This is a genomic window from Pseudomonas sp. FW300-N1A1 (genome assembly GCF_058789115.1).
Genome location: NZ_JBYTBK010000001.1, coordinates 313848 through 339741 on the forward strand (window position 1 = coordinate 313848; position 25894 = coordinate 339741).

General features: G+C 61.3%; 25 protein-coding genes and 2 pseudogenes. 10 read left to right on the forward strand and 17 right to left on the reverse strand.

The window, feature by feature from the left end; all coding sequences use genetic code 11:
* Nucleotides 1-3: 3 nt before the first annotated feature.
* The 3 genes and pseudogenes from AC3WQN_RS01590 to AC3WQN_RS01600 form a co-directional block, all read left to right on the forward strand.
* Nucleotides 4-687, forward strand: coding sequence for an ABC transporter ATP-binding protein (locus AC3WQN_RS01590; RefSeq protein WP_095143885.1), 684 nt, complete (start codon nt 4-6; stop codon nt 685-687).
* Nucleotides 687-3191 carry an ABC transporter permease gene (locus AC3WQN_RS01595; RefSeq protein ID WP_103399100.1) on the forward strand — a complete coding sequence of 835 codons (2505 nt, stop codon included), beginning with the start codon at nt 687-689 and terminating at the stop codon, nt 3189-3191. Before AC3WQN_RS01590 ends, AC3WQN_RS01595 begins: the two co-directional genes overlap by 1 nt.
* A 34-nt stretch (nt 3192-3225) precedes the next feature.
* A pseudogene (locus tag AC3WQN_RS01600) lies at nt 3226-3399 on the forward strand (transcription elongation factor GreB); the annotation flags it as partial.
* Between the two features lie 20 nt (nt 3400-3419).
* Here AC3WQN_RS01600 and greB (AC3WQN_RS01605) read toward each other — a convergent pair.
* The 3 genes from greB (AC3WQN_RS01605) to AC3WQN_RS01615 are packed head-to-tail and all read right to left on the reverse strand — an operon-like array spanning nt 3420 to nt 5496.
* Nucleotides 3420-3893, reverse strand: a complete 474-nt coding sequence (gene greB, locus AC3WQN_RS01605) for a transcription elongation factor GreB (RefSeq protein WP_103399101.1) — start codon at nt 3891-3893, stop codon at nt 3420-3422.
* Nucleotides 3890-5203, reverse strand: coding sequence for a type II toxin-antitoxin system HipA family toxin (locus tag AC3WQN_RS01610; RefSeq protein WP_103399102.1), 1314 nt, complete (start codon nt 5201-5203; stop codon nt 3890-3892). The genes greB (AC3WQN_RS01605) and AC3WQN_RS01610 overlap by 4 nt, the downstream gene beginning before the upstream one ends.
* Nucleotides 5200-5496 (reverse strand): helix-turn-helix domain-containing protein, encoded by a 297-nt coding sequence (locus AC3WQN_RS01615; protein ID WP_103399103.1) that lies wholly within the window; start codon nt 5494-5496, stop codon nt 5200-5202. The genes AC3WQN_RS01610 and AC3WQN_RS01615 overlap by 4 nt, the downstream gene beginning before the upstream one ends.
* A gap of 206 nt (nt 5497-5702) precedes the next feature.
* On the opposite strand from AC3WQN_RS01615, the pseudogene greB (AC3WQN_RS01620) reads away from it, so the two are divergent.
* A pseudogene (gene greB, locus AC3WQN_RS01620) lies at nt 5703-6035 on the forward strand (transcription elongation factor GreB); the annotation flags it as partial.
* Nucleotide 6036: 1 nt separating this feature from the next.
* Here the strand turns inward: greB (AC3WQN_RS01620) and AC3WQN_RS01625 are convergent.
* The 3 genes from AC3WQN_RS01625 to AC3WQN_RS01635 form a co-directional block, all read right to left on the reverse strand.
* Nucleotides 6037-6345: a hypothetical protein gene (locus tag AC3WQN_RS01625; RefSeq protein ID WP_103399104.1), complete on the reverse strand. Its 309-nt coding sequence runs from the start codon at nt 6343-6345 to the stop codon at nt 6037-6039.
* Between the two features lie 247 nt (nt 6346-6592).
* Entirely contained in the window at nt 6593-7027 is a 435-nt protein-coding gene (locus tag AC3WQN_RS01630; protein WP_103399105.1) for a DoxX family protein, read from the reverse strand.
* A 103-nt stretch (nt 7028-7130) separates the two neighbouring features.
* Nucleotides 7131-8552: an MltF family protein gene (locus tag AC3WQN_RS01635; RefSeq protein ID WP_103399106.1), complete on the reverse strand. Its 1422-nt coding sequence runs from the start codon at nt 8550-8552 to the stop codon at nt 7131-7133.
* 231 nt (nt 8553-8783) lie between these two features.
* Here AC3WQN_RS01635 and AC3WQN_RS01640 point away from each other — a divergent pair, with 231 nt between their 5' ends.
* From AC3WQN_RS01640 to AC3WQN_RS01650, 3 genes are all read left to right on the forward strand, one after another.
* A complete protein-coding gene (locus AC3WQN_RS01640; protein ID WP_103399107.1) occupies nt 8784-9590 on the forward strand; it encodes a TatD family hydrolase in 807 nt (268 codons plus the stop codon).
* Nucleotides 9591-9708: 118 nt separating this feature from the next.
* Entirely contained in the window at nt 9709-11190 is a 1482-nt protein-coding gene (locus tag AC3WQN_RS01645) for a methyl-accepting chemotaxis protein (RefSeq protein ID WP_103399108.1), read from the forward strand.
* A 121-nt stretch (nt 11191-11311) separates the two neighbouring features.
* Nucleotides 11312-11683 carry an Mpo1-like protein gene (locus AC3WQN_RS01650; protein WP_095143893.1) on the forward strand — a complete coding sequence of 124 codons (372 nt, stop codon included), beginning with the start codon at nt 11312-11314 and terminating at the stop codon, nt 11681-11683.
* Here AC3WQN_RS01650 and AC3WQN_RS01655 read toward each other — a convergent pair.
* From AC3WQN_RS01655 to AC3WQN_RS01665, 3 genes are all read right to left on the reverse strand, one after another.
* Entirely contained in the window at nt 11680-12477 is a 798-nt protein-coding gene (locus tag AC3WQN_RS01655) for an acyl-CoA thioesterase (RefSeq protein WP_103399109.1), read from the reverse strand. The genes AC3WQN_RS01650 and AC3WQN_RS01655 overlap by 4 nt on opposite strands.
* A gap of 119 nt (nt 12478-12596) precedes the next feature.
* The gene (locus AC3WQN_RS01660; protein WP_103399110.1) at nt 12597-13364 is read right to left on the reverse strand and encodes a CHAD domain-containing protein; all 768 of its coding nucleotides are present in this window, start codon (nt 13362-13364) and stop codon (nt 12597-12599) included.
* Between the two features lie 97 nt (nt 13365-13461).
* Complete coding sequence (locus tag AC3WQN_RS01665) at nt 13462-13740, reverse strand: hypothetical protein (RefSeq protein WP_095078641.1); 279 nt, start codon at nt 13738-13740, stop codon at nt 13462-13464.
* 224 nt (nt 13741-13964) lie between these two features.
* Between AC3WQN_RS01665 and AC3WQN_RS01670 the strand changes: the two genes are divergently transcribed.
* Nucleotides 13965-15002 carry a patatin-like phospholipase family protein gene (locus tag AC3WQN_RS01670; RefSeq protein WP_095078640.1) on the forward strand — a complete coding sequence of 346 codons (1038 nt, stop codon included), beginning with the start codon at nt 13965-13967 and terminating at the stop codon, nt 15000-15002.
* A gap of 22 nt (nt 15003-15024) precedes the next feature.
* Here AC3WQN_RS01670 and AC3WQN_RS01675 read toward each other — a convergent pair whose 3' ends face one another.
* The 6 genes from AC3WQN_RS01675 to kdpF all read right to left on the reverse strand — a co-directional run bounded on the left by AC3WQN_RS01675 (nt 15025) and on the right by kdpF (nt 22992).
* Nucleotides 15025-15723: a response regulator gene (locus tag AC3WQN_RS01675; protein ID WP_095143897.1), complete on the reverse strand. Its 699-nt coding sequence runs from the start codon at nt 15721-15723 to the stop codon at nt 15025-15027.
* Nucleotides 15724-15783: 60 nt separating this feature from the next.
* Nucleotides 15784-18435: a DUF4118 domain-containing protein gene (locus tag AC3WQN_RS01680; RefSeq protein ID WP_103399111.1), complete on the reverse strand. Its 2652-nt coding sequence runs from the start codon at nt 18433-18435 to the stop codon at nt 15784-15786.
* 87 nt (nt 18436-18522) lie between these two features.
* Complete coding sequence (kdpC, locus tag AC3WQN_RS01685; protein WP_103399112.1) at nt 18523-19068, reverse strand: potassium-transporting ATPase subunit KdpC; 546 nt, start codon at nt 19066-19068, stop codon at nt 18523-18525.
* A 54-nt stretch (nt 19069-19122) separates the two neighbouring features.
* Complete coding sequence (kdpB, locus tag AC3WQN_RS01690) at nt 19123-21189, reverse strand: potassium-transporting ATPase subunit KdpB (protein ID WP_103399113.1); 2067 nt, start codon at nt 21187-21189, stop codon at nt 19123-19125.
* Between the two features lie 10 nt (nt 21190-21199).
* Nucleotides 21200-22894 (reverse strand): potassium-transporting ATPase subunit KdpA, encoded by a 1695-nt coding sequence (kdpA, locus tag AC3WQN_RS01695; RefSeq protein ID WP_103399114.1) that lies wholly within the window; start codon nt 22892-22894, stop codon nt 21200-21202.
* An 8-nt stretch (nt 22895-22902) separates the two neighbouring features.
* Nucleotides 22903-22992 carry a K(+)-transporting ATPase subunit F gene (gene kdpF, locus AC3WQN_RS01700; RefSeq protein ID WP_019692955.1) on the reverse strand — a complete coding sequence of 30 codons (90 nt, stop codon included), beginning with the start codon at nt 22990-22992 and terminating at the stop codon, nt 22903-22905.
* 283 nt (nt 22993-23275) lie between these two features.
* On the opposite strand from kdpF, the gene AC3WQN_RS01705 reads away from it, so the two are divergent.
* Together AC3WQN_RS01705 and AC3WQN_RS01710 are read left to right on the forward strand one after the other, a co-directional pair.
* Entirely contained in the window at nt 23276-23443 is a 168-nt protein-coding gene (locus AC3WQN_RS01705; protein WP_095078634.1) for a DUF2897 family protein, read from the forward strand.
* A 440-nt stretch (nt 23444-23883) separates the two neighbouring features.
* On the forward strand, nt 23884-24441 hold the full coding sequence (locus tag AC3WQN_RS01710; protein ID WP_103399115.1) for a TetR/AcrR family transcriptional regulator: 558 nt from the start codon (nt 23884-23886) through the stop codon (nt 24439-24441).
* Nucleotides 24442-24450: 9 nt separating this feature from the next.
* Here the strand turns inward: AC3WQN_RS01710 and AC3WQN_RS01715 are convergent, their stop codons facing one another.
* Both AC3WQN_RS01715 and AC3WQN_RS01720 read right to left on the reverse strand, forming a co-directional pair.
* Complete coding sequence (locus AC3WQN_RS01715; RefSeq protein ID WP_103399116.1) at nt 24451-25245, reverse strand: SDR family NAD(P)-dependent oxidoreductase; 795 nt, start codon at nt 25243-25245, stop codon at nt 24451-24453.
* Between the two features lie 218 nt (nt 25246-25463).
* The gene (locus AC3WQN_RS01720; protein WP_103399117.1) at nt 25464-25799 is read right to left on the reverse strand and encodes a ComEA family DNA-binding protein; all 336 of its coding nucleotides are present in this window, start codon (nt 25797-25799) and stop codon (nt 25464-25466) included.
* Nucleotides 25800-25894 lie beyond the last annotated feature (95 nt).

Sequence of the window (25894 nt, forward strand, 5' to 3'; positions counted from 1 at the left end):
TCCATGGGCGCAAGCATTCTCACTGCGCGGAACCTTAGCAAAGTGGTTCCCAGCGCGGAAGGTGAACTGACCATCCTGCATCAACTCAGCCTGGAACTGAACAAGGGCGACAGCCTGGCCATTGTCGGCAGCTCCGGTTCCGGCAAATCCACGCTGCTGGGGCTGTTGGCCGGCCTCGACCTGCCCAGCAGCGGCGAGGTCACCCTGGCGGGCCAGGCCCTGGGTAACCTGGACGAGGACCAGCGCGCGCGCATCCGCGCCGAGCATGTCGGCTTCGTGTTCCAGTCCTTCCAGTTGCTCGACAGCCTCAACGCCCTGGAAAACGTCATGCTGCCGCTGGAGCTGGACGGCCGCAAGGATGCCCGCGAGCGCGCCACTGAACTGCTGCGTCGCGTCGGCCTCGGCCAGCGCCTGAGCCATTCGCCGCGCCAGCTCTCCGGTGGCGAGCAACAGCGCGTGGCGATTGCCCGGGCCTTTGCCGCCGAGCCTGACGTGCTGTTTGCCGACGAGCCCACCGGCAACCTCGACACCCACACCGGCGAGCACATCAGCAACCTGCTGTTCGACCTCAATAAAGAAAGCGGCACGACCTTGGTGCTGGTCACCCACGACGAACGCCTGGCCCATCGCTGTCACCGCCTGATCCGTCTTGAAGCCGGCCTGTTGGTCGCCCCCCTGGAGCCTTGATGGCACGCTTGCCGCTGTTGCGCCTGTTCAGCCTCGCCATTCGCCAATTGTTGCGCGATGCCCGCGCCGGAGAACTGCGGGTGTTGTTCTTCGCCCTGCTGGTAGCCGTCGCGGCAAGCACCGCCATCGGTTACTTCGGTGCACGCCTCAATAGCGCGATGCTGCTGCGCGCCACCGAGTTCCTCGGCGCCGACCTACTGCTCGAAGGCAGTTCACCGGCCCGAGCGGAGCAGATTCAGAGCGGTAAGGCGTTGGGCTTGCAACACGCCCGGGTGGTGGAGTTTTCCAGCGTCATCGCCACCGACAAGGGCATTCAGCTGTCGAGCATCAAGGCCGCCGATGAGGTCTACCCGCTCCGGGGCCAGCTGAAAAGCGCGCCCGCCCCGTTTGCCCCCGAGGAAGTGGGCGGCGGTCCAGAACCGGGCGAAGCCTGGGTCGAGGCGCGCTTGTTGACGGCGCTGGACCTGAAGATCGGCGACAGCATCGACGTCGGCATGAAAACCCTGCGCCTGAGCCGCGTCCTGACCTACGAACCGGATCGGGCCGGCAACTTCTACAGCCTCACGCCCCGGGTAATGATCAACCTCGCCGACCTGGACGCGACCGGCGTGGTGCAGCCCGGCAGCCGGGTCAGCTACCGCGAACTGTGGCGCGGCGAAGCCTCGGCACTGGAAGCCTATCGACAGGGGATCAAGCCGGGGCTGGCGGCCAACCAGCGCCTGCAGGACGCCCGCGACGGCAACCGGCAAATCGGTGGTGCCCTGGGCAAGGCCGAGCGCTACTTGAACATGGCCAGCCTGGTGGCGGTGCTGTTGTCGGGTGTCGCCGTCGCGCTCTCGGCCACCCGCTTCGCCACTCGCCGCTTCGACGCCAGCGCCCTGTTACGCTGCCTTGGCTTGTCGCGCAGGGAAACCTTGCTGCTGTTCAGCCTGCAACTGGCGGTGCTCGGCCTGCTGGCCAGCATCAGCGGCGCCCTTCTCGGTTGGCTGGCCCAGCTTGGCTTGTTCGCGCTGCTGCATGACCTGCTGCCCACCGATGTACCACCAGGAGGGTTGCTGCCGGCCATTGCCGGGATAGGCACCGGCCTGGTCGCGCTCGCCGGTTTTGCCCTGCCGCCGTTGGCCGCCCTCGGTCGCGTTCCGCCGCTTCGCGTCCTGCGCCGCGACATGCTGCCGATTCCTTCCAGCACCTGGATGGTCTATGGCGCCGCCTTGGCGGCCCTGGCACTGATCATGTGGCGCTTGAGCCTGGACCTGTTGCTGACGTTCGCCCTGCTGGGGGGCGGTATCATCGCCGCCCTGGTGCTCGGTGGCCTGTTGCTGCTGGTGCTCAAAAGCCTGCGTCGCCTGCTGGCCGGCGCACCGCTGCCCTGGCGCCTGGGCCTGGGTCAGTTGCTGCGCCACCCGCTGGCGGCGGCAGGCCAGTCCCTGGCCTTCGGATTGATCCTGTTGTCGATGGCGCTCATCGCCCTGCTGCGTGGCGAGCTGCTGGACACCTGGCAAAACCAGCTGCCGAAGAACGCCCCCAACTACTTCGCGCTCAACATCCTGCCTGCCGACAAACAGGCTTTCACCGATCGCCTGATCGACCTCTCCGCTCAATCGGCACCGCTGTACCCGGTGGTACCGGGACGGCTGATCAGCATCAATGGCGAGCCGGTGCAAGGCATCGTCAGCAAGGACTCCCAGGGTGACCGGGCGATCCAGCGCGACCTGAGCCTGACCTGGGCCGCCGAATTGCCGGCGGGCAACAGCATTACCGCAGGCAACTGGTGGCCAGCGCAGCCTGAGCAGGACATCCCCGGGGTGTCGGTCGAGGGCAAAGTGGCCGAGAGCCTGAAACTCAAACTCGGCGACCACATGGTCTTCACCGTCGGCGGGGTCAATCGCGAAGCGCGGGTCACCAGCCTGCGCAACATCAACTGGGACAACTTCCAGCCGAACTTCTTCATGATCTTCCAGCCCGGCACCCTGAAAGACCTGCCGGCGACCTACCTCACCAGCTTCTACCTGGCGCCCGGCCACGACGCGCAGATTGTCGAGCTGTCACGGGCCTTTCCGGCGGTGACCATCTTGCAGGTCGAAGCCTTGCTCGCCCAACTGCGCAGCATCCTTGAGCAAGTCACGCTGGCGGTGGAATACGTGCTGCTGTTCGTCCTCGCGGCGGGCATGGCGGTGCTGTTTTCCGGCTTGCAGGCAACCCTCGATGAGCGCATTCGCCAAGGCGCGCTGTTACGCGCCCTGGGTGCCGAACGACAACTGCTGGTCAAGGCACGGCGCATCGAGTTTGGCTTGCTGGGCGCCGTCAGCGGACTGCTCGCCGCGCTCGGTTCGGAGCTGGTGAGCCTGGTGCTTTACCGTTATGCCTTTGATCTGGCCTGGCACCCCCATCCCTGGTTGCTGCTATTGCCGGTGATCGGTGCTTTGCTGGTCGGTGGCGCCGGAGTGTTCGGCACACGACGCGCGTTGAATGCCAGCCCACTGACAGTCTTGCGCGAGGGTTGATAGACTCGAGGCCTTCTCATCAAAAGAGATCGCAATGAGCCGCTATCGCCCTCCCCGTCCAGCCGGCACCGCCCTCATCACGCCCGAGGGCGAGGCCCGGATGCGTGCCGAGTTCCACGAGCTCTGGCATGTGCGCCGCCCCCAGGTCACCCAATCGGTCAGCGAAGCCGCTGCCCAGGGTGATCGCTCTGAAAATGCCGAGCGGGTTCAAGAACCCCACATTTCATACTATTGGCAGTACACAATCTCGTTGATCCACCACAACATTTCTCCACCCGGTGTCTGCACAAGGGCCTCGTCGCCTACCTCTTTCTTCAAAAGCGCACGCGCCATTGGTGAGTCGATCGAGATGTAATCGTTGCGACCGTAGATTTCGTCATACCCCACAACCCTGAATTTCTTGACGTCCCCTGCCTCGTTTTCGATCTCGACCCAAGCCCCAAAAAAGACCCTGCCTTCCTGCTCAGGTGAGTACACGACGACGCGCACATCCTCAAGGCGTTTGCGAAGGTACCGAACACGCCGGTCAATTTCCCGAAGCAGTTTTTTGTTGTATTGGTAGTCAGCGTTTTCGCTGCGATCGCCGAGCGATGCCGCCCAGGTGACCTTGCGCGTGGTGTCAGGACGCTTTACCCGCCAAAGGTAGTCGAGCTCCTTCTTCAGGGCCTCATGACCTTCCTTTGTGATGATGTTCGTACTCAAGACGGATTTCTCACTAACGATTTATCTTCAATAAGGCTGAATCGCCCCCTTGCATCACTGAGAACCCGGTGAATGCCAACCCCCGCAGACTTAGGGATTTTCAGTGCCCTGAGCACACGATCCCAGTCATCAAGCGCCGCGAGGGTTTGGTCGATGTATTCATCAGGCTTAAGGTATTTGTAATCCTTGCACAGATCCCTGATGACCTTTCGTGTCGGTTTTCCATGACCTGAAAATGCAGTGGAGTGCTCGCCCATCCCATCGGAGAAAGTAAGGTCGTACGCTGGAGACAGCGCCCAGGCTCCCTCGCTTTTTTTGTCCTGAGGTTCGTGATACAGGAACGCAAAGTTTTTGGTGTGATCGTCGTAGTTGTGGAACACCGCATTGAAGATCATGAGTCTCACCATTTTCTCAACTTCGGCAGCGCTTTTGGTCAGCGCGCTTGTCAGCTTGAGTATCTGGTTGTAATCCATCGTCGGCGCCCGGAAGTCTGCATAAACCAAGGCTGAGACGGTAATCATATGAATCTTGCGATTGCCATCACGATCGAAGCGCTTGGCTGCGAAGAAGCGCTCAAGCCCGCCCTGACGCATCTGCACCTCTAGCAGTTCCGTATGGGCCATATTCACACCAGCCTTTCTGGCCATCACCGCATATGCCTGCTCGATCCCGCCAGTTTCCAAAGGCTCATTCAGAGCCCTGAACTTCACAAGCCAGTGATCGTATCCAGGTTGAAGTTGGCCAAACGCGGAAGTAGCAGTCGCAAGATCGTGTGACAGTGCCGCGATTGCTTTGGGGCGAGCACCACCTGGAGAGCCACCTGCCAAGCGTAACCCCTTGAGCACACCAGCGGTGCTTCCTTGCTGTACCTCGACAGATGCCTCAAACAGGCGAGCAAGATTCACTGGCTCGGCGCAGACCTTTTCTGTTTTGGGATGGTACTCAAAGATGCCCATAGCCCGATCCCCCAGATAGGCCAGTCGATCTAGCGGACTGAGCGTCAGCGAGGTTCCTGCTCCGAAGGTCGCGTCGAAGAATCGATCCATCAGCAGGAGCCCCCAGCCGTCCGGCAAGGAATCTGCAAATGGGCCATGCAGCCCCTTGAACAAACGACTTTCACGAGCGAGCTGCGGCTTGTCATCGAATGTCATTGTCAGGGGAGAAAGGTCGAACCCCTTGACCAGCCATTCTTTGTCGTACACAAAGTAGATGCCTCTCCCCTCGACACGGCTCAATTCGCCAACCATTTTGCCATTGGCGGTGACGGTGAGCGATTCGGTGGGCTTGAACCTGGGGGTAGGCGAGCTCATTTGGTGCCTCGTTTACGCTTGAGATTTTTTAGCTCGTCGATTGAGCTTGGGTGCGAGGGCTTGAAAAGACTCATCACCGGCGTCAGCTCATCGAGCGCCGTGGCCAGGAGAATCATGGACTCAAGGGTGATCGACCCCGTGTACTCGAACCGCTTGATGGAGGACTCAGACACTCCGGATTGCTCAGCTAAGGTTTTGCGAGAAAGGTTCTTGGACAAGCGTAACGATTCGGCATTTTTCCCCAGTTCGCGTGCGATTTCCGCTGGAGAGTACAGAAAATGCATAAGCGACATAGCTTTCTCCAAATACGCTATTGGTCATAAGCGACCAATTATAACGTATAACGCACAATAAATGGTCAAATTTGACCAATAACACTAACAATAAGACAGAAACACTTTATTATTAATGGTCATATTCGACCAATTAAATCAAAATATTAATAGATAAAGGTCAAATACGACCAATAAGGTAAAAATATTGGTCGCACACGTTTGAAAAATACACCTACGGCAAGAAGATGCTGCGCGAAATTGACAGCCGCGTGCGTTTTCTCACCAAACGGCTGGAAGCGCTCAAAGTGGTCAGCGAAAGACCCAGCGATCCGAACAAGGTGTACTTTGGCGCCTGGGTGACCATCGAGGATGAAGACGGCAAGCAGTCACGCTACCGGATCGTCGGCCCGGACGAGCTGGACCTCAAGCAAGGCTTGATCAGCATCGACTCGCCCCTGGCGCGTGCCCTGATCGGCAAGGCCCTGGACGCCGAAGTCCGGGTCCAGACGCCTACTGGCGAACAGTTCGTGTACATCGTCGCCATCGACTACCCCTGAGTCAGCGGCGGGCAATCAGCCCCTGGCGGGCAACGCGCGTCAGTTGCCTGATCACTTCGACCGCCTCTTCGGCGCTGGGCGACTGAATCACCGCCAGGTCGAAGCTGTCGCTGGCAAAACGCGCCAGCGATTCACCGTCCTCGACAAACTGGATCAGGAACGCCGCCGGGCCGCCATTGCGACGCGGCCAGCCGTCCAGATAACGCAAGAGCGTGGGCTGATGACGACCGCCAAGGAGGATTTTCGGGTTGCGTTGGGTCAGGTGAGCCGTGATCGGCGCGGGACGTACGGGAGGGCGAAGTGCATTCATGATGTCGTGTCTCTGCCTCAAAAGTCTGCATGGCAGGTGAGAGGCAACACCGAACCAGCGCTTTAGCGGTATTTCGAAGCCTGTTTCAAGCTTCTATCGGCAACTGAATGAGTCACCTGGCGCCCCGCAAGTAGCTGTTTAAATCGGCGCATGGCAACATCCTAGAGAAGCCGACGGGACAGTGTCAAGAATCCCGGGCAACAAAAAAGGCCCGCGCAATGCGGGCCTTTTCGTTGAGCCAGAGCGGTCAGTCCGCGATGGCGCGATCCAATGAAAGCTTGCCGGCACCTTCGATCAGTACGGCGAAACTGCCGCCGAGCAATGCCAGGGCAAATTCATAACCGTTGTTGGCCATGAACAGGCCGTTGCCGATGTGCACCGAGAAGATCGCCACCAGCGAAAGGAAGGCCAGGCCCAATGCCGCCGGACGCACCAGCAGCCCAACGATCAATGCCAGGCCGCCGAAAAATTCCGTACCACCGGCCAGCATCGCCATCAACTGGCCCGGTGCCAGGCCCAGGCTTTCCATGTACTGCCCGGTCCCGGCAATGCCATAGCCACCGAACATGCCAAAGAGTTTCTGCGAACCGTGGGCAGCGAAGATGATGCCGACGAAAATCCGCAAAACGGTCAGGCCGTAGCCAGCGCGAGTTGAAAGTACCTTGTTGATCAATGTGCTCATGCTCTGTCATCCATTGCGAGTGTGTGTGGGTTGGTCGCTATATTAATCAGTAAAACTCATGTTAAAAGCGCAAAAAATCCGCCATACCAATCAGTTTAGTTGATCATTTACGTGAGACAACTTTCTGCCCCTGGGCCTCCAGCGACTCCCGTTCCCGGTCATAGGCCAAGTAGTACTTGTTCACACTGTTAACATAGCTGACAGGTCCCATCCCCACCTGCTCCAACGCAACACGCTCGACCTGGAAGAACCATTGATTGGGATTCAGGCCACGCCGCCGGGCTTCGGCCCGCATGGCCTGGACCCGTTCCGGGCCGATGTTGTAGCCGGCCAGGACAAAGGCCATGCGCTCGCGTTCATTGAGCTTGGGGCTGGCGAAAAACTTGCGACGGATCAGGGCCAGGTACTTGGCCCCGGCCTGGACATTGCTGTCCAGGGACTGGATATTATTGACCCCGACCCGTTGCGCCGCCGACGGGGTGATCTGCATCAGCCCGGTCGGGCCGCTGCCGCTCTGGGCGGTGGGTTCCAGCGCCGACTCCTTGAAGGCCAGCGCGGCCAGATTCAGCCAGTCCATGCCCTGCTCGCGGGCATGTTTCTGCAAGACCGTGCGCACCTTCTCCAGACGCTGGCGATCGGCCCGGGCCAGAGGGTTGCGCACCTGGTACAAGCGCCGATAGATGCGCAGGAATGCCACATCCTGGTCGGACGGTGTCTTGTAGCTACCCAGGAAGCGGTCAATGCTGGCCCGCAACATCGATGCATCGCGACGCACGAACCAGAACTCCTCGCCCGGCTCACTGATCACCACTTGCCGGTCAAAACGCAGTTTGGGCAGGATCTTGCCCCAACGCTCGGCGATCGGTTGCTCGACAATGGTCAGGTGAAAAATCCCGCCCTGCACCATCTCCAGAACATCTTCGACCGCCAGGCTCGGGTCGACCCATTCGATCTTGACCGGCGGCAGCTTGTGCAGCGCCAGCTTCTGGTTGATCTGATTGATGGCTTCACCGGCGGCGCTGCCGGCAGGCAAGGCCAGGGTTTTACCGGACAATTGCTCAAGCCGGGTGTAGCGGCGCTCGCCCTTGATCCCCACCAGCAGCAGCGGCACATTGCTGACAATCGGTTCGCTGGTCGTCACGCCACGAGCGCTTTGCAGATCAAGCAATTCCCCGGGTGCCACCAGGTCACCTTCTCCGCGCTGCAACGCGCCGAGCAGTTGGTCCTTGGCCTTGGGAATGATCTTGAGGGAAATTTCCTGGCCGTCACGGGCGCGACCGTTGAGGTACTGCTCGAAGGCGCGCAAGCGATGGTACTCAACGCCAATGCTCTGGCCCTGGACTTCACCGGAACTGTTGCGACTCTGGTTGACCAGCACCCGCAACACACGGCTGCTGCGGATCTGCTCCAGATCCCGGACCTTGCCTGGCTGAACGGCTTCCACGGGGCCTGCCAACCGGGCCACCGCCGGCATCGGCAGCAGCATCGACAAGCACAGCAGTAGCAAAACCTGGAGTCGCGTCATCCGTTCTCCGGAAAGAATACTGTCCCGCTGCACAAGAAGGGCTGCAGCAGGTCGACAGAAACAGAGCGCCTGGAGCGCTGGCAAGGGTGCGAAAGCGTCAATCGGCGACGGAAAAACCGCCGAAGTGCATTTTCGGCATCAAAAGACAGCTATAACTCGTTGTAGTTCTTGGCTTTTCTTATAAATCTACAGCTCTGGTATGCTTTCCGGCCATTGGCCTAGGGTAGCACCATGCAACTCATCGATATCGGCGTCAACCTGACCAACCCCAGTTTCGCCGACAAACACCAGGCTGTACTGGACCGTGCCTATGCCGCTGGCGTCTGCCAACTGGTGCTGACCGGCACCAGTGTCGAGGGCAGCGAGCAGGCCCTGGAGCTGTGCCAGCAACTGGACGAAACCGGGCAGCGGTTGTTCACCACCGCCGGCATTCATCCACACTCCGCCAGCGACTGGAATGCCGACAGCGCTCAGCGTTTACACCGTTTGCTCAAAGAGCCGAACGTGCGGGCGGTGGGGGAATGCGGGCTGGATTTCAATCGCGATTTTTCGCCGCGCCCGCAACAGGAAAAGGTACTCGAAGAGCACCTAGCAATGGCCGTCGACCTGCAATTGCCGGTATTCCTGCATGAGCGTGACGCCAGCCAGCGCCTGCTGGAAATCCTGCGCGATTACCGAGACCAGTTACCGGCGGCCGTGGTGCATTGCTTCACCGGTGAAAAGAAGGCGCTGTTCAGTTACCTCGATCTGGACCTGCACATCGGTATCACCGGCTGGATCTGCGATGAACGCCGGGGCACGCACTTGCACCCGTTGGTGCGCGAGATTGCCCGTGGACGCTTGATGCTTGAAAGCGATGCGCCCTATCTGTTGCCCCGCAGCTTGCGCCCCAAGCCGAAGAACGGTCGCAATGAGCCGGCGTACCTGACGGAAGTACTGCGTGAAGTCGCGCTGCACCGTAGCGAGTCGCTGGAAGATCTGGCGGCACACAGCACCGCCTGTGCACGGGCGTTTTTTGCATTGCCCGCGATTGATTGAGTCGGTGCGCCTCTGCGCCGCCCTGTGGACTTGATCCACATCAAAAATTTTTCTCCTGAGTAGCGGCACAATGCTGGCACCTTGCCAATACTGTTTCCGCTATCAGAGAAGACCTTCCATGGGTGCCTGGCTTAGCAATATCTCGCTGAAATACAAATTCTGGGCGGTCAACGCCGTCGCTTTCGTCACCACATTGCTGTTGGTGCTGTATGCCGTGCAGTTGGAACAACAGGCGCGCAGCCAGGCTTCACAGCAGGCGGCCAGCGCTCAGGCACGGTTGATCACGGCGTGGCCCGCCGGTCAGGCACTGCCCCAGGCCGATACCTTGCTGAACTTCAGCAAGGGCCAGACACCAAGGCTCAATGATCAGCCACTGCCCCAATTGATCGACGCCAACGGCTGGGTCGACATCAACCCCATGCCGCTGTTCGGGGAGACCCTGTTGATTGGCGCCGACGTGGTGTCGCGGGGCAATGGCCAATACACCGCCGTCCTGGCCTATGGCCCGAGCCTGAGCCAGGTGTTCAGCGACCGTTTTGCCAACTATGCAATGGCCGTGTTCATCCTCATGCTGGCGATGCTCTGTGCCTCGCAGCTGTTGATCCGCTTCCTGCTGAGCCAACTCAACACCCTCAAGGACGTCATGCTGCATGTGGAAAAAACCGGCGACCTGTCGGCACGCGTGCCGCTGTCCTGCACCGATGAGGTCGGGCAGATGGCCAGCGCCTTCAACGCCATGCAGGCCGGCTATCAACGGGTGGTCAGCACCGTGGCCCACACGGCGCGCCAACTGGATGTCGGCGCGGCTCGCCTGGCCAGCAGCATGAACGACGTACGCCAGGGCATGCTCGGCCAGCAGAGCGAAACCGATCAGGCCGCCACCGCCATCAATGAGATGTCGGCCACGGTGTATCACATCGCCCAGCATGCCGGCGCCACGCGTGACCTGTCGAAAACCGCCGACACCCTCGCCGGCAGTGGTCAGGAGGTGGTGGGTCGGGTGCAAACATCGATTGCCGGGCTGTCCACCGGCGTGCAACAAACCGCCGAGATGATTCAACGCCTGGCCGAGGACAGTCAGAAAATTAATGGCGTGGTCAGCGTGATCCATAGCATCGCCGAGCAAACCAACCTGCTGGCCCTGAACGCCGCCATTGAAGCGGCGCGGGCCGGGGAAATGGGTCGAGGCTTCGCTGTGGTTGCCGACGAGGTGCGCAACCTGGCCAAGCGCGTGCAGGCCTCTACCGACGAAATCACTCGCATGGTGTCGACTTTGCAGACCGGTACCCGGGACGCCGTGGACTTCATGCAGGAGAGCTCTTACAAGGCCGACGACTGCATGCAACAGGCCCAGGAGGCGAGAGCCGCACTCGCGCAGATCACCAGTGCCGTGGCACAGATGCGTGAAAGCAATACCCAGATTGCGGTGGCCGCCGAGCAGCAGAGCCAGGTCGCCGAAGAAATGAACCGCGCCGTGGTGAGTATTCGTGACGTCACCGAGTCAACCGTGCAGCAGACCGTGGACTCGGCCACCACCAGCAATGAGCTGGCAACACTGGCGGGCGAGTTGAGCAAGGCCATCGGGCAATTGAAGCTCTAAACCGGCCCCCCTCATCATTGGCCATGACCGCCTATCACTCCGATAGCCAACCTTGATTCGCCGTTGACCTCTACCCCGCCTATTCTTCAGGTATGAGTTTCACGGATCGAGGACTACCACGATGGGCAAACGTCACCCCAACCTCCCCGCCTGGCAATGGCGGGCGTACCCGAACAATCACCAGCATCCGACCAACCTGGTGTTGCACCTGATTGCCGTGCCGCTGTTCATCCTGGCATTTTTGCTGATCGTTTCCGGGGTGTTCAGCCTGAACCTTGGGAACGTCGCCATCGGCATCGTCGGCCTGCTGGCAGCCCTGGGCTTGCAGCGTCATGGTCACCGCCTGGAGGCGCAGGCCTCCGAGCCATTCAGTGATCGCAAGGATGCGGTGTCGCGCTTGCTGGTTGAGCAGTTCCTGACGTTCCCGCGCTTTCTCTTCAGTGGTCGCTGGTGGCGCGCCTGGTGCGAACGCCACCGGCATAAAGATCGTTAAGCGAAAATCGTCACGGTCTGCCGGCTGAGGGCAATCAACTGCCCCTCGGGGTTCCATAACGCGGCGGCGGCATGCCCGTATCCATCACGGGCATGCTCGATTTCCACATGGTACTTGCACCAGTCCAGCGTGCTCACGGCCAGCAAGGGCTGTACGAATTCGATGGTCCAGGTCAGGGTACTGCCTGCCGCGGGCTTCGCCAGATGCGGCAACAAGGCCGGTGGCCAGGCGTCCACCAGCGCCAGAATGTGCGCCTCGCTCACCGGCTCATCCTTCACGTCGCCGCGCAAGCGAACCCAGCCGCCCATGTCCCGGGACTTGTTGCCGGTGAACGGCATGCCACCGACACCCCAGCGCATCGCCAGATGGCGCATGAATTCAGGCATGACGCCATCGATGTAGGGAAGCTCCTGGCAATCGTCCCAGTGCATCATCTCGGGTGCCGGCAAGGCCGTCACCGCGACTTCGGAGGGACGCGAGGCACCAAAGCTGCCCTGCACCACAGTCACCACCTGGCCATTTTGCAGCGCTCGGCCCAGCACCTGGCTGACCGCCTTGCCTTCACGCAGGACTTCCACTTCGAAGCGGATGGGAACACCGGGCTCGGCCGGACCGACAAAGGTAATCGCCAACGAGCGCACCGGGCGATCAGCCGGGACTTTCGCACGCATGGCTTCGTACTGCAGCGCGGCCACCAGACCACCGAAACTGGCGCGGCCCTGCCCCCACTGCGCCGGTATCACCAGCTCATCAGGCGAGTTGCGCACGGCGTCGAGTAATTCTGAAAAGCGCATGAAAACCTCAAGGCTAGGAAAAGACTGACGGATCTTAACCAGCCTTCGCCTCCGGTACAGCGCCTATTCCGGCCAAAGAAACGGACAGATAGGACGGATGCTCGAGCAATCGCACGTGCTCAAGGCTTGAAACAGGCCGCACTGAGTTTGTCGAGCACCCGATCGGCGCGGCTTTCGGCCGTGGCCATGGTCACTTTCCAGCCCTCCACGCAGGGCGACAAGTCGGGCTCATGTTCGGCCCGCGCCAGCCATTGCCAGCAATCATGCCAATCCCCCAGGGCGCCTTGTGCCGCCTTGAGCCGTGGCATGGCGGCTCCAGGCAGGCGATCCAGTTCGGGATAGGCTTCGATGGCATAGCGCACCCGCTTGATCAGCAGACGCAGGCGGTGGCGGTCGTGGGCGGGATCGTGCAGGGTGTCATCCAGGGTTTTCCACTGCTTGGCCAGACGCTTCTCGATACGCCTGCGCAAGCCTTTGAGCAACCCCTGGCGCTCACAGGCGCGTAGAAAGCGCGGAAACGCGTCGAGGATCATCATCAACTGCGCCAGCTGCGGGCTGGCCGCCACCGCCGGATACGCCTGGCTCATCTGCAGCATGCGATGCTCGGCCGCTTGCCGCTGCCCATGCTGGAGCAGATAGGCAGCCAGTACTTCACGGTCGCGCAGGGGGGTCGTGAGGGTGCCGAGCGCCGCCGCGGCCGCCTCCAGTTGCTCAACCCCGGGCAGCCCCCGCAAGGGTCGCAACAGGCTGCGCAAACGGCGAACCGAGGTACGCAAGTCATGCAGCGCTTCGGCGTCGGTGCTCGCACTCAGCCGGGCCTGACAGGCCAGCAAACGCACTTCCAGCCCCAGGACTCGGGACACCAACCGATCAACCAACGCAGACATCGTCTTCTCCCAGGTCAGGCATCCACATCAGAGCACAAGCATAGGCCCATACTGGATCGGCTACCTGGCGCCCGTAGTGCGCCAGGTCATGGACGGTTCAACGACCCGCACGGGACTCACGGATATAGAAGCGTGCCTTCTGGGCCTTGTTGGCGCAACCTTCGAAGGCCTCGAACTGCTGCTGGGTCTTGGCCCCGGTCAACAGCGACAATGCCTTGGAGTAACTCACGGTACCGGCAAACCCTTCGGCCTTGGCCAGGTCCAGCTCTTTCCAGGCCGCATCCAGCTGGCTACCACAACTGTCACGGTAGGCGGTTTTACCCGCGCAACCGGCAAGTACCAACGCAATCAATGGCAGACAGATCCAGGCTTTCATCAATGACACCTCAAGGTAAAAAAACAATCATGCTGGGTAAGACGGTCAGCGCGGCCAAAAGTGCCTTGCAGCGTCGCTGGAAACTATAGCGTCCGCCAGAGGACTCATGTGCCGTCATCGAATGTCGAAAAAACGACGCGTATCATGCACACCCGATCAACATGATTGAAGCACGCCCCTCGATGGGTGCATTGTTGAGGCCTGTTTGACGTAAGGACGAGTACATGAAAAAGCGTGTCGCACTGGTGCTGGGCTCAGGTGGCGCCCGGGGCTATGCCCATATCGGGGTCATCGAAGAAATTGAACGCCGTGGCTACGACATTGCCTGTGTTGCCGGCTGCTCCATGGGCGCGGTGGTCGGTGGCATTTATGCCGCCGGCAAACTCAACGATTACCGCGACTGGATCGAAAGCCTGGACTACCTCGATGTGCTGCGCCTGGTGGACGTGAGTTTTCGCCTGGGCGCCATTCGCGGCGAGAAAGTCTTCGGGCAGATCCGCAAGATCGTCGGCGAGATCAATATCGAACAGTTGCGCATCCCCTACACGGCGGTGGCCACGGACCTGACCAACCAGCAGGAAATCTGGTTCCAGGAAGGTTGCCTGCACCAGGCCATGCGTGCCTCGGCGGCCATTCCGAGCCTGTTCACTCCCGTCATGCAAGGCAACCGCATGCTGGTGGACGGCGGCCTGCTCAACCCGCTGCCGATCGTGCCGGTGGTGTCGAGCCATTGTGACCTGATCATCGCGGTCAACCTCAACTCCACCAACCAGAAGCATTACCAACTGCCGGTGATCCAGCGACCCGCCGCGTTCAAAAGCCGGTTCGACAGCCTGATCAACTCCGTGGGTTCGCACCTGCCGTTTCGCCGTAAGCAAGCCGAACAATTGCTGCTGCTGGAACAGGAAGCACTGCGCAGTGAGGCCGCCGAGATCAATCCGTGGATTGAGTCCCCTGCCCCTGAAGCCCAGCAACCCGCCGCGGGCCCGGAAAACGAAGGCGCTCCGAAATCCGCCACGGGGTCGTTCATCATCGACAACGTCGGTCCGGCCTCGCTGCTGGACTTGATCAACCAGAGCTTCGAGGTGATGCAAACCTCCTTGGCGCAATACAAGATCGCCGGTTACCCACCGGACATCCTGATCAACGTACCGAAACGGGTCTGCCGGTTCTTCGAGTTCTACAAGGCGCCGGAACTGATCGCCCTGGGACGGGAAATTGCCCGCGACACCCTGGATCGCTACGAGAACGAGCGCGACTGAGGAGCTCGCATCCCGGGCGGGATCATTGGCTCCCCTCGCTCAACAACCGATACCCCACCCCCGCCTCGGTCAGGATGAACCGGGGTCGGGTCGGGTCGTCTGCCAGCTTCTGCCGCAGGTGCCCGACCACGATCCGCAGGTAATGACTGTCCTCGACATGGGTCGGGCCCCAGATATCCTTGAGCAGTTGCTGCTGGGTGATGACCCGCCCGGCATGGCGCGCCAATTGCGCCAGCACGGCGTACTCCTTGCGGGTCAACGCCACCTCGGCGCCATCGAGCAGCACCCGTCGGTACGCCAGGTCCACGGTCAACGGCCCGAAGGACAACGCCGCTTCCCGGGCTTCGCCCGCGGGTGCCTGACGCAACAGCGCACGGACCCGCGCCAGAAACTCCTGGATGCCGAACGGCTTGGTCACATAGTCGTTGGCGCCACCGTCCAGGGCCTCGACTTTCTGCCCTTCGCTGGCACGTACCGACAGCACCAGCACCGGCGCCGTCGACCATTCGCGAAACTCGCGCAGCACTTGCTGGCCGTCCATGTCAGGCAGGCCGAGGTCGAGCACCAGCAGGTCCGGCTTGTTCAACGCGGCCTGTGCCAGGCCTTCGTTGCCGGTGCCGGCTTCAAGCACTTTATAACCCTGGGAGGCCAGGCTGATACGCAGGAATTTACGGATCTGCGGTTCATCGTCAATGACCAGGATGGTCGCGGTCTGGCTCATGGATTCACATCAATAAGAGAAAGTGGCAAACAAAGAGCCGCAAGCGTAGCGCAGGTCGCATCAAGCTTCACTGTCCATCCCCGGCTGCTCCTGCAACGGCAGGTGAATGGTGATGCAGGTGCCGCGCCCGTCAATGCCGGCGGCCACGCTGATTCGCCCACCGTGCGCACCGACCATGCCCTGACAGATCGCCAGGCCCAAACCCGTCCCCTGCCCCCCTCTATCGCCTCGGGCGGCGGTGTAGAACATGTCGAAGATCTTCGCCCGCTCCGCCTCGGGAATACCCGGTCCCTCATCACTCACGGCAAAAAACAGTTCGCTGTCGGCGACACCGGCACTCAGTTGCAAGCGGCCATGGACCGGTGAAAAGCGTGCGGCGTTTTCCAGTATGTTGACCAGCGCCTGCTCGATCAATGCCGCATGCACGAAGAGCAGCGGCAACTCGCCCGGGGCCTCGACGCTCACCTGCAAGGGCGCCAGCACCGCGCGCAAGCGGTTGAGCGAGCTGCCGACGATATCGGCAGGCGACACCCAGTCCCGCGCCAGTTTCAATGCGCCGTGCCCCAGGCGCGTCATGTCCAGCAGGTTCTGGATGTAGCGATCCAGGCGCTCGGCTTCATCCCGGGTACCCTCGAGCAACTCGCGACGATCCGCCAACGGAATCGCCTCACCCAGTGCCAGCAGGCTGTCGATACTGCCGCGCATGGAGGTCAGCGGCGTGCGCAGATCGTGGGATACCGAAGCCAGCAGAGCGCTGCGCAATTGTTCGGTTTCACCGTGCAGGCGCGCTGCTTCAAGGTCTTCGGCCAACTGAGCGCGGGCCAACGCTTGCGCCAGCGGTTGGCTCAACGCGGTCAGCAAACGCCGGCGCTGGCCACTGAGCGGCTGCCCCTCCTTCGGGCAAACACCGAGCAGGCCCAACGGCCCATCGTCGATTGACAACGGCCACCACCACCAGCGGCCGAACGGCAAGGTGCCGGTGCCCATGCCGGCCGGTTGATCGTGCTGCCAGGCCCAGTCGGCCGCCGCGCGCTCGGCGTCGGAAAACTGTATCGGACCACCGGTTTCGACCTTCCAGCCCGCCTGCCCGTCACGATTGACCAGGCACAGTTGCATATCGCTCCAGCCCACCAGGTGCTGCGCGGCCGCGCTGACCACGGCCTGCCGGTCAGTGGCCGCAGTGAGTTTGCGCGACAGGTCGAGCAACTCGCTGGTTTCTTCCTGGGTGTCGCGCAATGCTTGCAATTGTCGCCGCTGGCGCGCCGCCAGGTTGCCGGTGAGCGCCGCCATCAACAGGAAAAACAGCAGCGTCAGCACGTCCTCTTCACGCTGGATCGCGAAGGAAAAATTCGGTGGGATAAACAGAAAGTCGTAGGTCAGAAAGGACAACGCCGCGCACGCCAGCGCCGGTCCCAGGCTGCTGCGCACCGCCACCAGCAACACCGCCGCAAGGAACACCAGCGAAATGTTCGGCAACGGCAGCAGGCTCGACACCGCCCACGCAATACCGGTGGCCAGCACCGTTGCCAGCAGCGCCAGCGCATAGTCGAACCAGGCCAGCGACTGCACCGAACGCTGACGTGGCTGGAACTGTTGCTCGTCGCTGTCCAGAACGTTGATTTCCAGACCTCGGGCATTGCGCAACAAGCGCGACGCCAACCCGCCACCCAACACTCGACGACGCAGGCGCGGGCGTGACTGACCAACCAACAGCAGGCTGGCACGCCGCTCGGCGGCGTGCTGGATCAGGGTTTTCGCCACTTCACCGGCGCGCAGCAGTACCACCTCCCCGCCCAGCCGTTCCGCCAATTGCTGGGCATTTTGCAACCGCAGGCGCGACTGTTCATCGCCCACGCGGCCGTTATCCACGTGCACCAGGCTCCAGGGCAAATGCCGGCGCTGCGCGACCCGACTGGCGTGACGCACCAGGCGCTCAGCCTGGGCATCGCCGTCCACCCCCACCAGCAAGCGACCACGTACCGCGGGGGCCGCCTGCCCCAGCTGTCGATAGCCACGACTGAGGTCATCATCGACCTGGGCCGCCGCCGTTTGCATGGCCAGCTCACGCAGCGCGGTGAGGTTGGTCTGGGTGAAGAAGGCATCGATAGCCGCCCGCGCCTGTTCGGGCACGTAGACCTTGCCGTCACGCAGGCGCTCCAGCAGCTCTCGCGGTGGCAAGTCGATCAGCAATAGCTCGTAGGCTTCCTGCAGCACCCAGTCGGGCAAGGTTTCACGCACCTGAACGCCGGTGATACCGCGCACCTGATCGTTGAGACTTTCAAGGTGCTGGACGTTGACGGTGGTGTACACGTCGATCCCCGCCGCGAGCAGCTCCTGGATGTCCTGCCAGCGCTTGGCATGCCGGCTGCCGGGGGCGTTGCTGTGTGCCAGCTCATCCACCAGCACCAGTTTCGGCCTGGCCTTGAGCAGGCCGTCGAGGTCCATTTCCTCCAGCATCACGCCGCGGTATTCGGAGCGCACCAAGGGTTGCTGCGCCAAGCCGGCGAGCAGCGCTTCGGTTTCTGCACGACCATGGGTTTCCACCACCCCGGCGATGACTTTCACGCCCTGACGCAACTGGGTGTGGGCGGCCTGCAGCATGGCGTAGGTCTTGCCGACACCGGGGGCGGCACCCAGAAAAACCTTGAGTCGACCGCGACCGTCGCGGGGCAGTTCAGCTAGCAGTGCATCGGCGCGGCCGGAGTCACTCATCGGGGTCTCTTTCTTTCAGGTTGTTCGCTCCCGGGCCTGGCTCGGGAATACAGACCGGGACGTTCGGCGTCCCGGCCAATCACGTGTCTACAACGCGTCCAGTGCCCGGTTCAACTCCAGCACATTGACCACCGGTGGCCCCACCCATGGCCGTTCGATGTGGGCGTCGAGCAACTGTTGCAAGGTGGCAATCGGCACATCACGTGCCGCTGCCACCCGCGCCAGTTGATAGGTAATCGCGGCAGGTGGCAAGTGTGGATCGAGGCCACTGCCGGACGTGGTCAGCAACGCCAGGGGAACCGGCCCCTGGCCTGGGACCAGCTGCTTGGTGGCGTCGTCGATCACCCGCGTCGCCAAGGCCGGATTGCTCGGTGCCAGGTTGCTGGCGCCGCTGGAAACCGTGGCAAACGCACCGGCCGATGGCCGTGGGTGGAACCAGGCGTCACCGACGAAATCCTGGGCGATCAGGGAAGAGCCACGAACCTTGCCATCGGCATCACACACCAGACTGCCATTGGCCTGATCGGGGAACGCGACCTGGGCGATACCGGTCACCACCAGTGGATAAGCGACGCCCGTGACCAGCGTCATCAGGACAAGCAGGCTCAAGGCCGGACGAATCATTGTGGACATGTCAAAAATCTCCATTCAGGGTGAACGCCGCGCCCGGGGCACGGCGCGCAGCAGTTACACCAGGTGCAGCGCCGTCAGCAGCATGTCGATCAGCTTGATGCCCACGAACGGCACCACGAGGCCGCCCACGCCGTAGATCAGCAGGTTACGACGCAGCAGATGCGCCGCACTCGCGGCCTGCACACGTACCCCGCGCAACGCCAGCGGGATCAATCCAACGATGATCAGGGCGTTGAAGACGATGGCGGACAGAATCGCGCTCTGGGGACTGCTCAAGTGCATGATGTTCAGCACGCCCAGCTGTGGATAAATCGAGGCGAACAAGGCCGGCAGGATCGCAAAGTACTTGGCGACGTCGTTGGCGATGGAGAACGTCGTCAGCGCACCACGGGTGACCAGCAACTCCTTGCCGATCTGCACCACGTCCAGCAGCTTGGTCGGATCGCTGTCGAGATCGACCATGTTCGCCGCTTCGCGAGCGGCCTGCGTGCCGTCGTTCATCGCCATCCCGACATCCGCTTGAGCCAGTGCCGGTGCATCGTTGGCGCCGTCGCCACACATGGCCACCAGACGACCGTCGTTTTGCTCGTGACGAATGCGGGCGAGTTTTTTCTCGGGAGTGGCCTCGGCCAACACGTCATCCACGCCGGCTTCAGCGGCAATCGCGGCGGCGGTCAGCGGGTTGTCGCCAGTGACCATGACAGTGCGAATCCCCAGCTTGCGCAGCTCGGCGAAACGCTCACGGATACCCGGCTTGACCACGTCCTTGAGGTGGATCGCGCCGAGCAGCTTGCCCTCGGCACACACCAGCAACGGCGTACCACCGCTCTGGGCGATCTTGTCGATTTCCCGGGACATCGGCGGCAGCATGTCGGCACGCGTCAGGCCAACAAACGCCAGCACCGAATCCACGGCCCCCTTGCGATAGACGCGGCCTTGATAGTCAACACCGGACAAGCGGGTCTCGGCGCTGAATGGCACGGCGGTCAGCGCCTCGGCGGACGGCTCGGCCTGTGGATAAAGGCCGCGCAGGTACTCGACAATCGACTTGCCCTCGGCCGTGTCATCGGCCAGCGAGGCGAACAGCGCCCCTTCGGCCAGCTCCTTGGAGCTGACGCCAGGCGCTGCGTAAATAGCGCTGCAACGACGGTTACCGAAGGTGATGGTGCCGGTCTTGTCCAGCAGCAGCACGTGTACGTCACCGGCGGCCTCCACCGCACGACCGGATTTGGCGATGACGTTCAAGCGCACTAAGCGGTCCATGCCGGCAATACCGATGGCCGACAGCAAGCCACCGATGGTGGTAGGTATCAGCGTCACCAGCAATGCCACCAGAAACACCAGCGGCAGGTTGCCATTGGCGAAGTGGGCGAACGGCTGCAGGGTCACGACCACCACCAGGAAGATCATGGTCAGGCCGATCAGCAGAATATCCAGCGCCACTTCGTTCGGCGTTTTCTGCCGCTTGGCACCTTCCACCAGCGCGATCATGCGGTCCAGGGTCGACTCACCCGGGTTGGCGGTGATGCGCACCAGCAACCAGTCGGAGACCAACCGGGTATTGCCGGTGACTGCCGAACGATCACCGCCGGACTCACGAATCACCGGTGCGGATTCGCCGGTAATCGCCGCTTCGTTGACCGCCGCGATGCCTTCGATCACTTCACCGTCACCGGGAATCATCTCCCCGGCCTCAACCCGTATCACATCACCCTTGCGCAATGAACTCGCCGGCACGACCTGAAAGCGGCCGTCGGCTTGTTTGCGCCGAGCACTCAGGCCTTCGCTGCCGGCCTTGAGACTGTCCGCGCGCGCCTTGCCACGACCTTCGGCCAGGGCTTCCGCGAAGTTGGCGAACAACACGGTGAACCACAGCCACAGGGCAATTTGCGCCGCGACAAAGGACGGCACCGCCGTGTCCGGGATAAAGCACAACACCGTGGTGAGGATGGCCGTCAGCTCGACCACCAGCATCACCGGCGAACGCTTGAGCTGTCGCGGGTCGAGCTTGACGAACGCTTGCACCAGCGCCGGTCGCCACAGGGCCGAAATCGAGGTTTTCGGCGCCTCGGCCAATTGGGCGGGGGCGGCTTGTTTTGAGGCAGGAACGTGCATATTCATGTTGGATTCCTTAGAAGCCCATGCTCAAGTGATCAGCGATAGGACCCAGCGCCAGGGTCGGCAGGAAGGTCAAGCCACCCACCAGCAAAATAGTCACAGTCAGCAAGGTGACGAACAGCGGACCATGAGTCGGGAAGCTGTTCTGGCCGACCGGCGCGCTTTTCTTCATCGCCAGGCTGCCGGCAAGCGCCAGGACCGGGAGGATGTAACCGAAGCGCCCGATCAACATGCCCAGCCCCAGCATCAGGTTGTGGAACGGCGTGTTGGCACCCAGGCCGGCAAAGGCGGAGCCATTGTTGGCGCTGGCCGAGGTGTAGGCGTACAGCAACTGGCTGAAGCCGTGAGGGCCGGGGTTACTGATGGTGGCCGCCGGGCCAGGCAGGCTCGCCGCCAGGGCACCGAGCACCAGCACGCCAACCGGCATCACCAGCAAGGTCACCACCAGCAACTGGACTTCCCTGGCCTGCAATTTCTTGCCCAGGTATTCCGGTGTGCGCCCGATCATCAGGCCGGCGAGGAACACTGCGATCAGGACGTTGAGCAACATGCCGTAGAGGCCCGCGCCGACACCGCCGAAAATCACCTCGCCGACCATCATGTTGACCAGTGCAACCATGCCGCTCAGTGGGTTGAGGCTGTCGTGCATGCCGTTGACCGAGCCGTTGGAAGCCGCCGTAGTGGTCACCGACCACAGCACGGTCGCGGTGGTCCCGAAGCGTGCTTCCTTGCCTTCCAGCGGTGCGGTTTGCTCGACTGCTGCATTGCTCAGGCTCGGGTTCGGCTGGTTTTCAGCCCACAGCGACACCGCACCACCGATCAGGAACAGCGCGAGCATGCAGCCGATAATGGCCCGGCTCTGACGCAGATCCTTGACGTAATGGCCGAAGGTGAACACCAGCGCTGCGGGAATCAGAATGATCGAGGAGACCTCGAACAGGTTGCTCCAGGCCGTGGGGTTCTCGAATGGATGCGCCGAGTTGACACCGAAGAAGCCACCACCGTTGGTACCCAGTTGCTTGATTGCAATCTGGCTGGCCGCAGGCCCCAGTGGAATCACCTGGTCAACGCCCTGCACGGTCAGCGCATTCACATACTGCGCGAAGGTTTGTGGCACCCCCTGCCAGACCAGGAACAACGCCAGCAGCAAGCACAGCGGCAACAAGCCATAGAGCGTGGCGCGGGTCATGTCGACCCAGAAGTTACCGAGGGTTTGCGCCGATTTGCGACTGATACCACGGCACAACGCTACCAGTACCGCCAGGCCGGTGGCCGCACTGACGAAGTTCTGCACAGTCAGGCCAACCATCTGGCTCAAGTAGCTCAGGGTGGCCTCACCGCTGTAGGACTGCCAGTTGGTGTTGGTCATGAAACTGACCGCCGTGTTGAAGGCCTGGGTCCACTCCTGGCCCGGCAAATGCTGCGGGTTGAGCGGCAGGTAGTTCTGGAACAGCAGGATCGTAAACAACAGCAAAAAGCCCGCGAGGTTGAACGCGAGCAACGCCAGGGCATACATCTGCCAACTCTGCTCACGCTTCGGGTCGACCCCGGCCACGCGATAACAGCCGCGCTCCACCGGCCCCAGAACCGGCGTCAGCCAGGTGCGCTGGCCTTCCATCACCTTGTAGTAGAAGCGCCCCAGAAACGGTGCCGGCACCAGCACCACGGCGAAGAAGGCAAGGATCAGCCAATAGTCATAACTGTGCATAGCCGCTCCTAGTGCTGATCCGCGCGTAATAGCGCGACCAATAGATAGATGAACAGTCCAACCGCCAATAGCAGGGACACCCCGTCCAGAACGCTCATGGAATTTCTCCGTCATACGGCGATTGCCGCGTGTGGAGGCATTGTCCGCAGCCAGGCCGTAAAAGAACGAGATCGAGGGGGTGGGCGCGACATAAAGAAAGCGTAAAGAGTGGCTTTATGGCTTTGTTACGGCGGATTGAACCAGGCCATCGCGAGCAATGCGTTGGCCTGCGGCGTAAATGACGTCAAACGTGCAGAACAGGCCTAGAATGGAACCACTGAGAAACGCAGTGACTCAAAATGGATAAGCACGGCGTTGACGCCTGCACTTAAGGAGAGCCCTATGCCCTGGTATGGCTGGTTGATTCTGATACTTGCAATCGGCTCGATCGTCGGTGGCCTGATGCTGCTGCGCGACACCGCAAACAAGGTTGAGCTGACCGATGAACAGCGTAAACGCGTGGCCGAGCGCAACGCAGAAATGGACGCCAAGGACGCTCAGGATCGCTGATTGAAAAACGTGGCGAGGGAATTGCCCCCTCGCCACGGCACTCACTGCACCTGCCAATCCGCCTTGGCGATATGCAGCCGTGCGCGCCCGTGCATTGGAAAATATTCAGCACGTCATGCACCTCGAGGTCCGTCAAGCCATGGGGCAGTAGTCGCAGGCCAGATCCGGGGCCGCCAGCGCCTTGCCCGGGAGCAAACGGCCACCAATGCTGTCGGCATGCAGCTCCAGTGTGGTGTGGTCAGCCAGGGAAGTCCGCCACTCACCCTCATCAACTCGCCCTTGTTGAACAATCGCCAGTCACTGATTAATCCGTATTCGTGTCACCTGTTTACGCGCGTTACTGACACGTTGGACGCATCTGCATGCTTTATGGCAGTAAAAGTACAGTCACCATCTTATTTACCTTGGTTAAGATGGCCCATCGCCGTGGAGATTTTCAGATGCGCTACTCGCAGGACCATAAAGCCCAGACCCATCAGCGCATTATCAAGGAAGCCGCTGCACGCTTTCGCCGCGACGGTATCGGCGCCACTGGCCTGCAACCTTTGATGAAAGCCCTGGGCCTGACCCACGGTGGCTTCTACTCTCACTTCAAGTCCAAGGACGAGTTGGTGGAGAAAGCCCTGCAAGCGGCCGGTGAAGAAGTCAGTGTCCGTTGCGCGCAGCTTTTTGCCGAGAACCGCCCCCTGGAAGCCTTCGTCGACGCCTACTTGTCCGAATGGCACAAGTCCTCTCCTCACGAGGGTTGCCCATTGCCCACCATGTCGTCGGAACTGGGCTTGCGTGGCCAGGCCAGTCCCACCAGCGACGCGGTACTCAATGCGCGACTCGAACAGGTCGAGCACGCGCTGGGTGGCGAGAATGCCGCCGACCAAAGCCTGATCATCATGTCGACCCTGGTCGGCGCATTGCTGTTGTCACGCAGTGTCGAAAACCCGGAGCTGGCCCGGCGGCTCCTCGACGTCACCCGCGAACACCTTAAAAAACAGGTCGAGTAAAGAGCCGCCTTACTTGTAGCGCGCAGCCGCCGTATTCCTGGACAGGTTCGGCCCCAACACGTGGCGCGCGGCAACAAAAGCATCCCAGTCCGCGGCATCGGGTAGCGAAGGAATGGTGACCAGTTCCCCCAGGTCGAACCCGGACAACGCCGCATCGACCATCTCCCCGGCCTCCATGACCATCTCCGCCGGTATGGCACTGGCGTCGATTCCTGAACGCTCCCAGATTTCGGTACGCGTCACACCTGGCAAAACAGCCTGCACCTGAACCCCCGAACCACTGAGTTCCGCGTCGAGTGACTGCGTCAGGCTCAGCACGTAAGCCTTGCTCGCACTGTAGGTCGCGTTGAAACGCTCCGGGAACAGGGCAACCACCGAGGCAATGTTAATAATGGCCCCTCTGCCGGCCTGTGAAAAACTTGCCGCGGCCGCCGAGGCCAAACGCGTCACCGCCACCACATTGAGCTGAATCATCCGCTCCAGTTGATCCAGGTCTGCGTCCGCCAAGGTTCCATCAGCCGCAACACCAGCGTTGTTCAGCAGCAAACTGATACTCGCATCGCTGCGCAGGCGCTGCTCGACGGTGATCACATCCGCCTTGAGCGTGAGGTCCGCCTTCAACACCTCCACCTGCACGCCATGCTCAGCCCGCAAGCGCATTGCGGCATGTTGCAGCCGTTGTTCATCGCGAGCCACCAACAGCAAGTCGAAACCACGAGCCGCCAAGCGCTCGGCGTAGATAGCGCCTATGCCGGAAGAAGCCCCGGTAACCAGCGCTGTACCTTTGGACTGGACAGAATTCATAGCCGTACTCCTGGAAGATGCCGTAGGGAACCTGGATGCCCCCGCTCGCGGAATGCCGAATGGGCTGGCGGATTGATTATAGGCATAATCCAACGACAATATTACAGTCGTAATATTTATTTTCGGACAAATGGCGACGTGACGCCAGCGCACAGAGACTCAACCGTCACGCACAAAAAAGGCCGATCAATGACCGGCCCTTGCACCCCATCTACGCATCAGTTCACGGCAAGCCTGTCACGATTCTTGTCCAGGATTGCCTTGCCAATGCCCTTGACCTCCAGTAACTCGTCCACCGATGCAAATGGACCATTACTTTCACGATGCGCAACAATCGCCTTGGCTTTGGCCTCACCAATTCCCAGGAGATCACGTTGCAAGGTCACGGCATCCGCCTTGTTCAAATCAACCTTTGCGGACCCGACCGACGATACTGCCGGCACCGTCACCGGCGCAGCACCCGCCTCAGTCTTCGCCGCTGGCGCTGCCAGTGCGGTAGTGGACAGGCTGGTCATCAGGATGAAAACCAGAGAGAGGAAGTAACCTGTACGCATAAGTGACACTCCATGACATCGTTAGGGAAGAAGCAGCCTTTACGAGGCTGCCTCCCAAACCTAGGTCATGGAGCGGTTCTGTCAAAAATGTGTCC

Bases quoted from the DNA above. Each gene is read 5' to 3' on its own strand.
- AC3WQN_RS01610 (WP_103399102.1), bottom strand. From the start codon at position 5,203: ATGAGCTCGCCTACCCCCAGGTTCAAGCCCACCGAATCGCTCACCGTC.
- AC3WQN_RS01630 (WP_103399105.1), bottom strand. From the start codon at position 7,027: ATGAGCACATTGATCAACAAGGTACTTTCAACTCGCGCTGGCTACGGC.
- AC3WQN_RS01640 (WP_103399107.1), top strand. From the start codon at position 8,784: ATGCAACTCATCGATATCGGCGTCAACCTGACCAACCCCAGTTTCGCC.
- AC3WQN_RS01625 (WP_103399104.1), bottom strand. From the start codon at position 6,345: ATGAATGCACTTCGCCCTCCCGTACGTCCCGCGCCGATCACGGCTCAC.
- AC3WQN_RS01720 (WP_103399117.1), bottom strand. From the start codon at position 25,799: ATGCGTACAGGTTACTTCCTCTCTCTGGTTTTCATCCTGATGACCAGC.
- AC3WQN_RS01710 (WP_103399115.1), top strand. From the start codon at position 23,884: ATGCGCTACTCGCAGGACCATAAAGCCCAGACCCATCAGCGCATTATC.
- AC3WQN_RS01645 (WP_103399108.1), top strand. From the start codon at position 9,709: ATGGGTGCCTGGCTTAGCAATATCTCGCTGAAATACAAATTCTGGGCG.
- AC3WQN_RS01665 (WP_095078641.1), bottom strand. From the start codon at position 13,740: ATGAAAGCCTGGATCTGTCTGCCATTGATTGCGTTGGTACTTGCCGGT.
- AC3WQN_RS01715 (WP_103399116.1), bottom strand. From the start codon at position 25,245: ATGAATTCTGTCCAGTCCAAAGGTACAGCGCTGGTTACCGGGGCTTCT.
- AC3WQN_RS01615 (WP_103399103.1), bottom strand. From the start codon at position 5,496: ATGTCGCTTATGCATTTTCTGTACTCTCCAGCGGAAATCGCACGCGAA.
- AC3WQN_RS01660 (WP_103399110.1), bottom strand. From the start codon at position 13,364: ATGTCTGCGTTGGTTGATCGGTTGGTGTCCCGAGTCCTGGGGCTGGAA.
- AC3WQN_RS01635 (WP_103399106.1), bottom strand. From the start codon at position 8,552: ATGACGCGACTCCAGGTTTTGCTACTGCTGTGCTTGTCGATGCTGCTG.
- kdpA (WP_103399114.1), bottom strand. From the start codon at position 22,894: ATGCACAGTTATGACTATTGGCTGATCCTTGCCTTCTTCGCCGTGGTG.
- AC3WQN_RS01680 (WP_103399111.1), bottom strand. From the start codon at position 18,435: ATGAGTGACTCCGGCCGCGCCGATGCACTGCTAGCTGAACTGCCCCGC.
- AC3WQN_RS01675 (WP_095143897.1), bottom strand. From the start codon at position 15,723: ATGAGCCAGACCGCGACCATCCTGGTCATTGACGATGAACCGCAGATC.
- AC3WQN_RS01705 (WP_095078634.1), top strand. From the start codon at position 23,276: ATGCCCTGGTATGGCTGGTTGATTCTGATACTTGCAATCGGCTCGATC.
- AC3WQN_RS01590 (WP_095143885.1), top strand. From the start codon at position 4: ATGGGCGCAAGCATTCTCACTGCGCGGAACCTTAGCAAAGTGGTTCCC.
- AC3WQN_RS01595 (WP_103399100.1), top strand. From the start codon at position 687: ATGGCACGCTTGCCGCTGTTGCGCCTGTTCAGCCTCGCCATTCGCCAA.
- kdpF (WP_019692955.1), bottom strand. From the start codon at position 22,992: ATGAGCGTTCTGGACGGGGTGTCCCTGCTATTGGCGGTTGGACTGTTC.
- AC3WQN_RS01670 (WP_095078640.1), top strand. From the start codon at position 13,965: ATGAAAAAGCGTGTCGCACTGGTGCTGGGCTCAGGTGGCGCCCGGGGC.
- AC3WQN_RS01655 (WP_103399109.1), bottom strand. From the start codon at position 12,477: ATGCGCTTTTCAGAATTACTCGACGCCGTGCGCAACTCGCCTGATGAG.
- kdpC (WP_103399112.1), bottom strand. From the start codon at position 19,068: ATGTCCACAATGATTCGTCCGGCCTTGAGCCTGCTTGTCCTGATGACG.
- AC3WQN_RS01650 (WP_095143893.1), top strand. From the start codon at position 11,312: ATGGGCAAACGTCACCCCAACCTCCCCGCCTGGCAATGGCGGGCGTAC.
- kdpB (WP_103399113.1), bottom strand. From the start codon at position 21,189: ATGAATATGCACGTTCCTGCCTCAAAACAAGCCGCCCCCGCCCAATTG.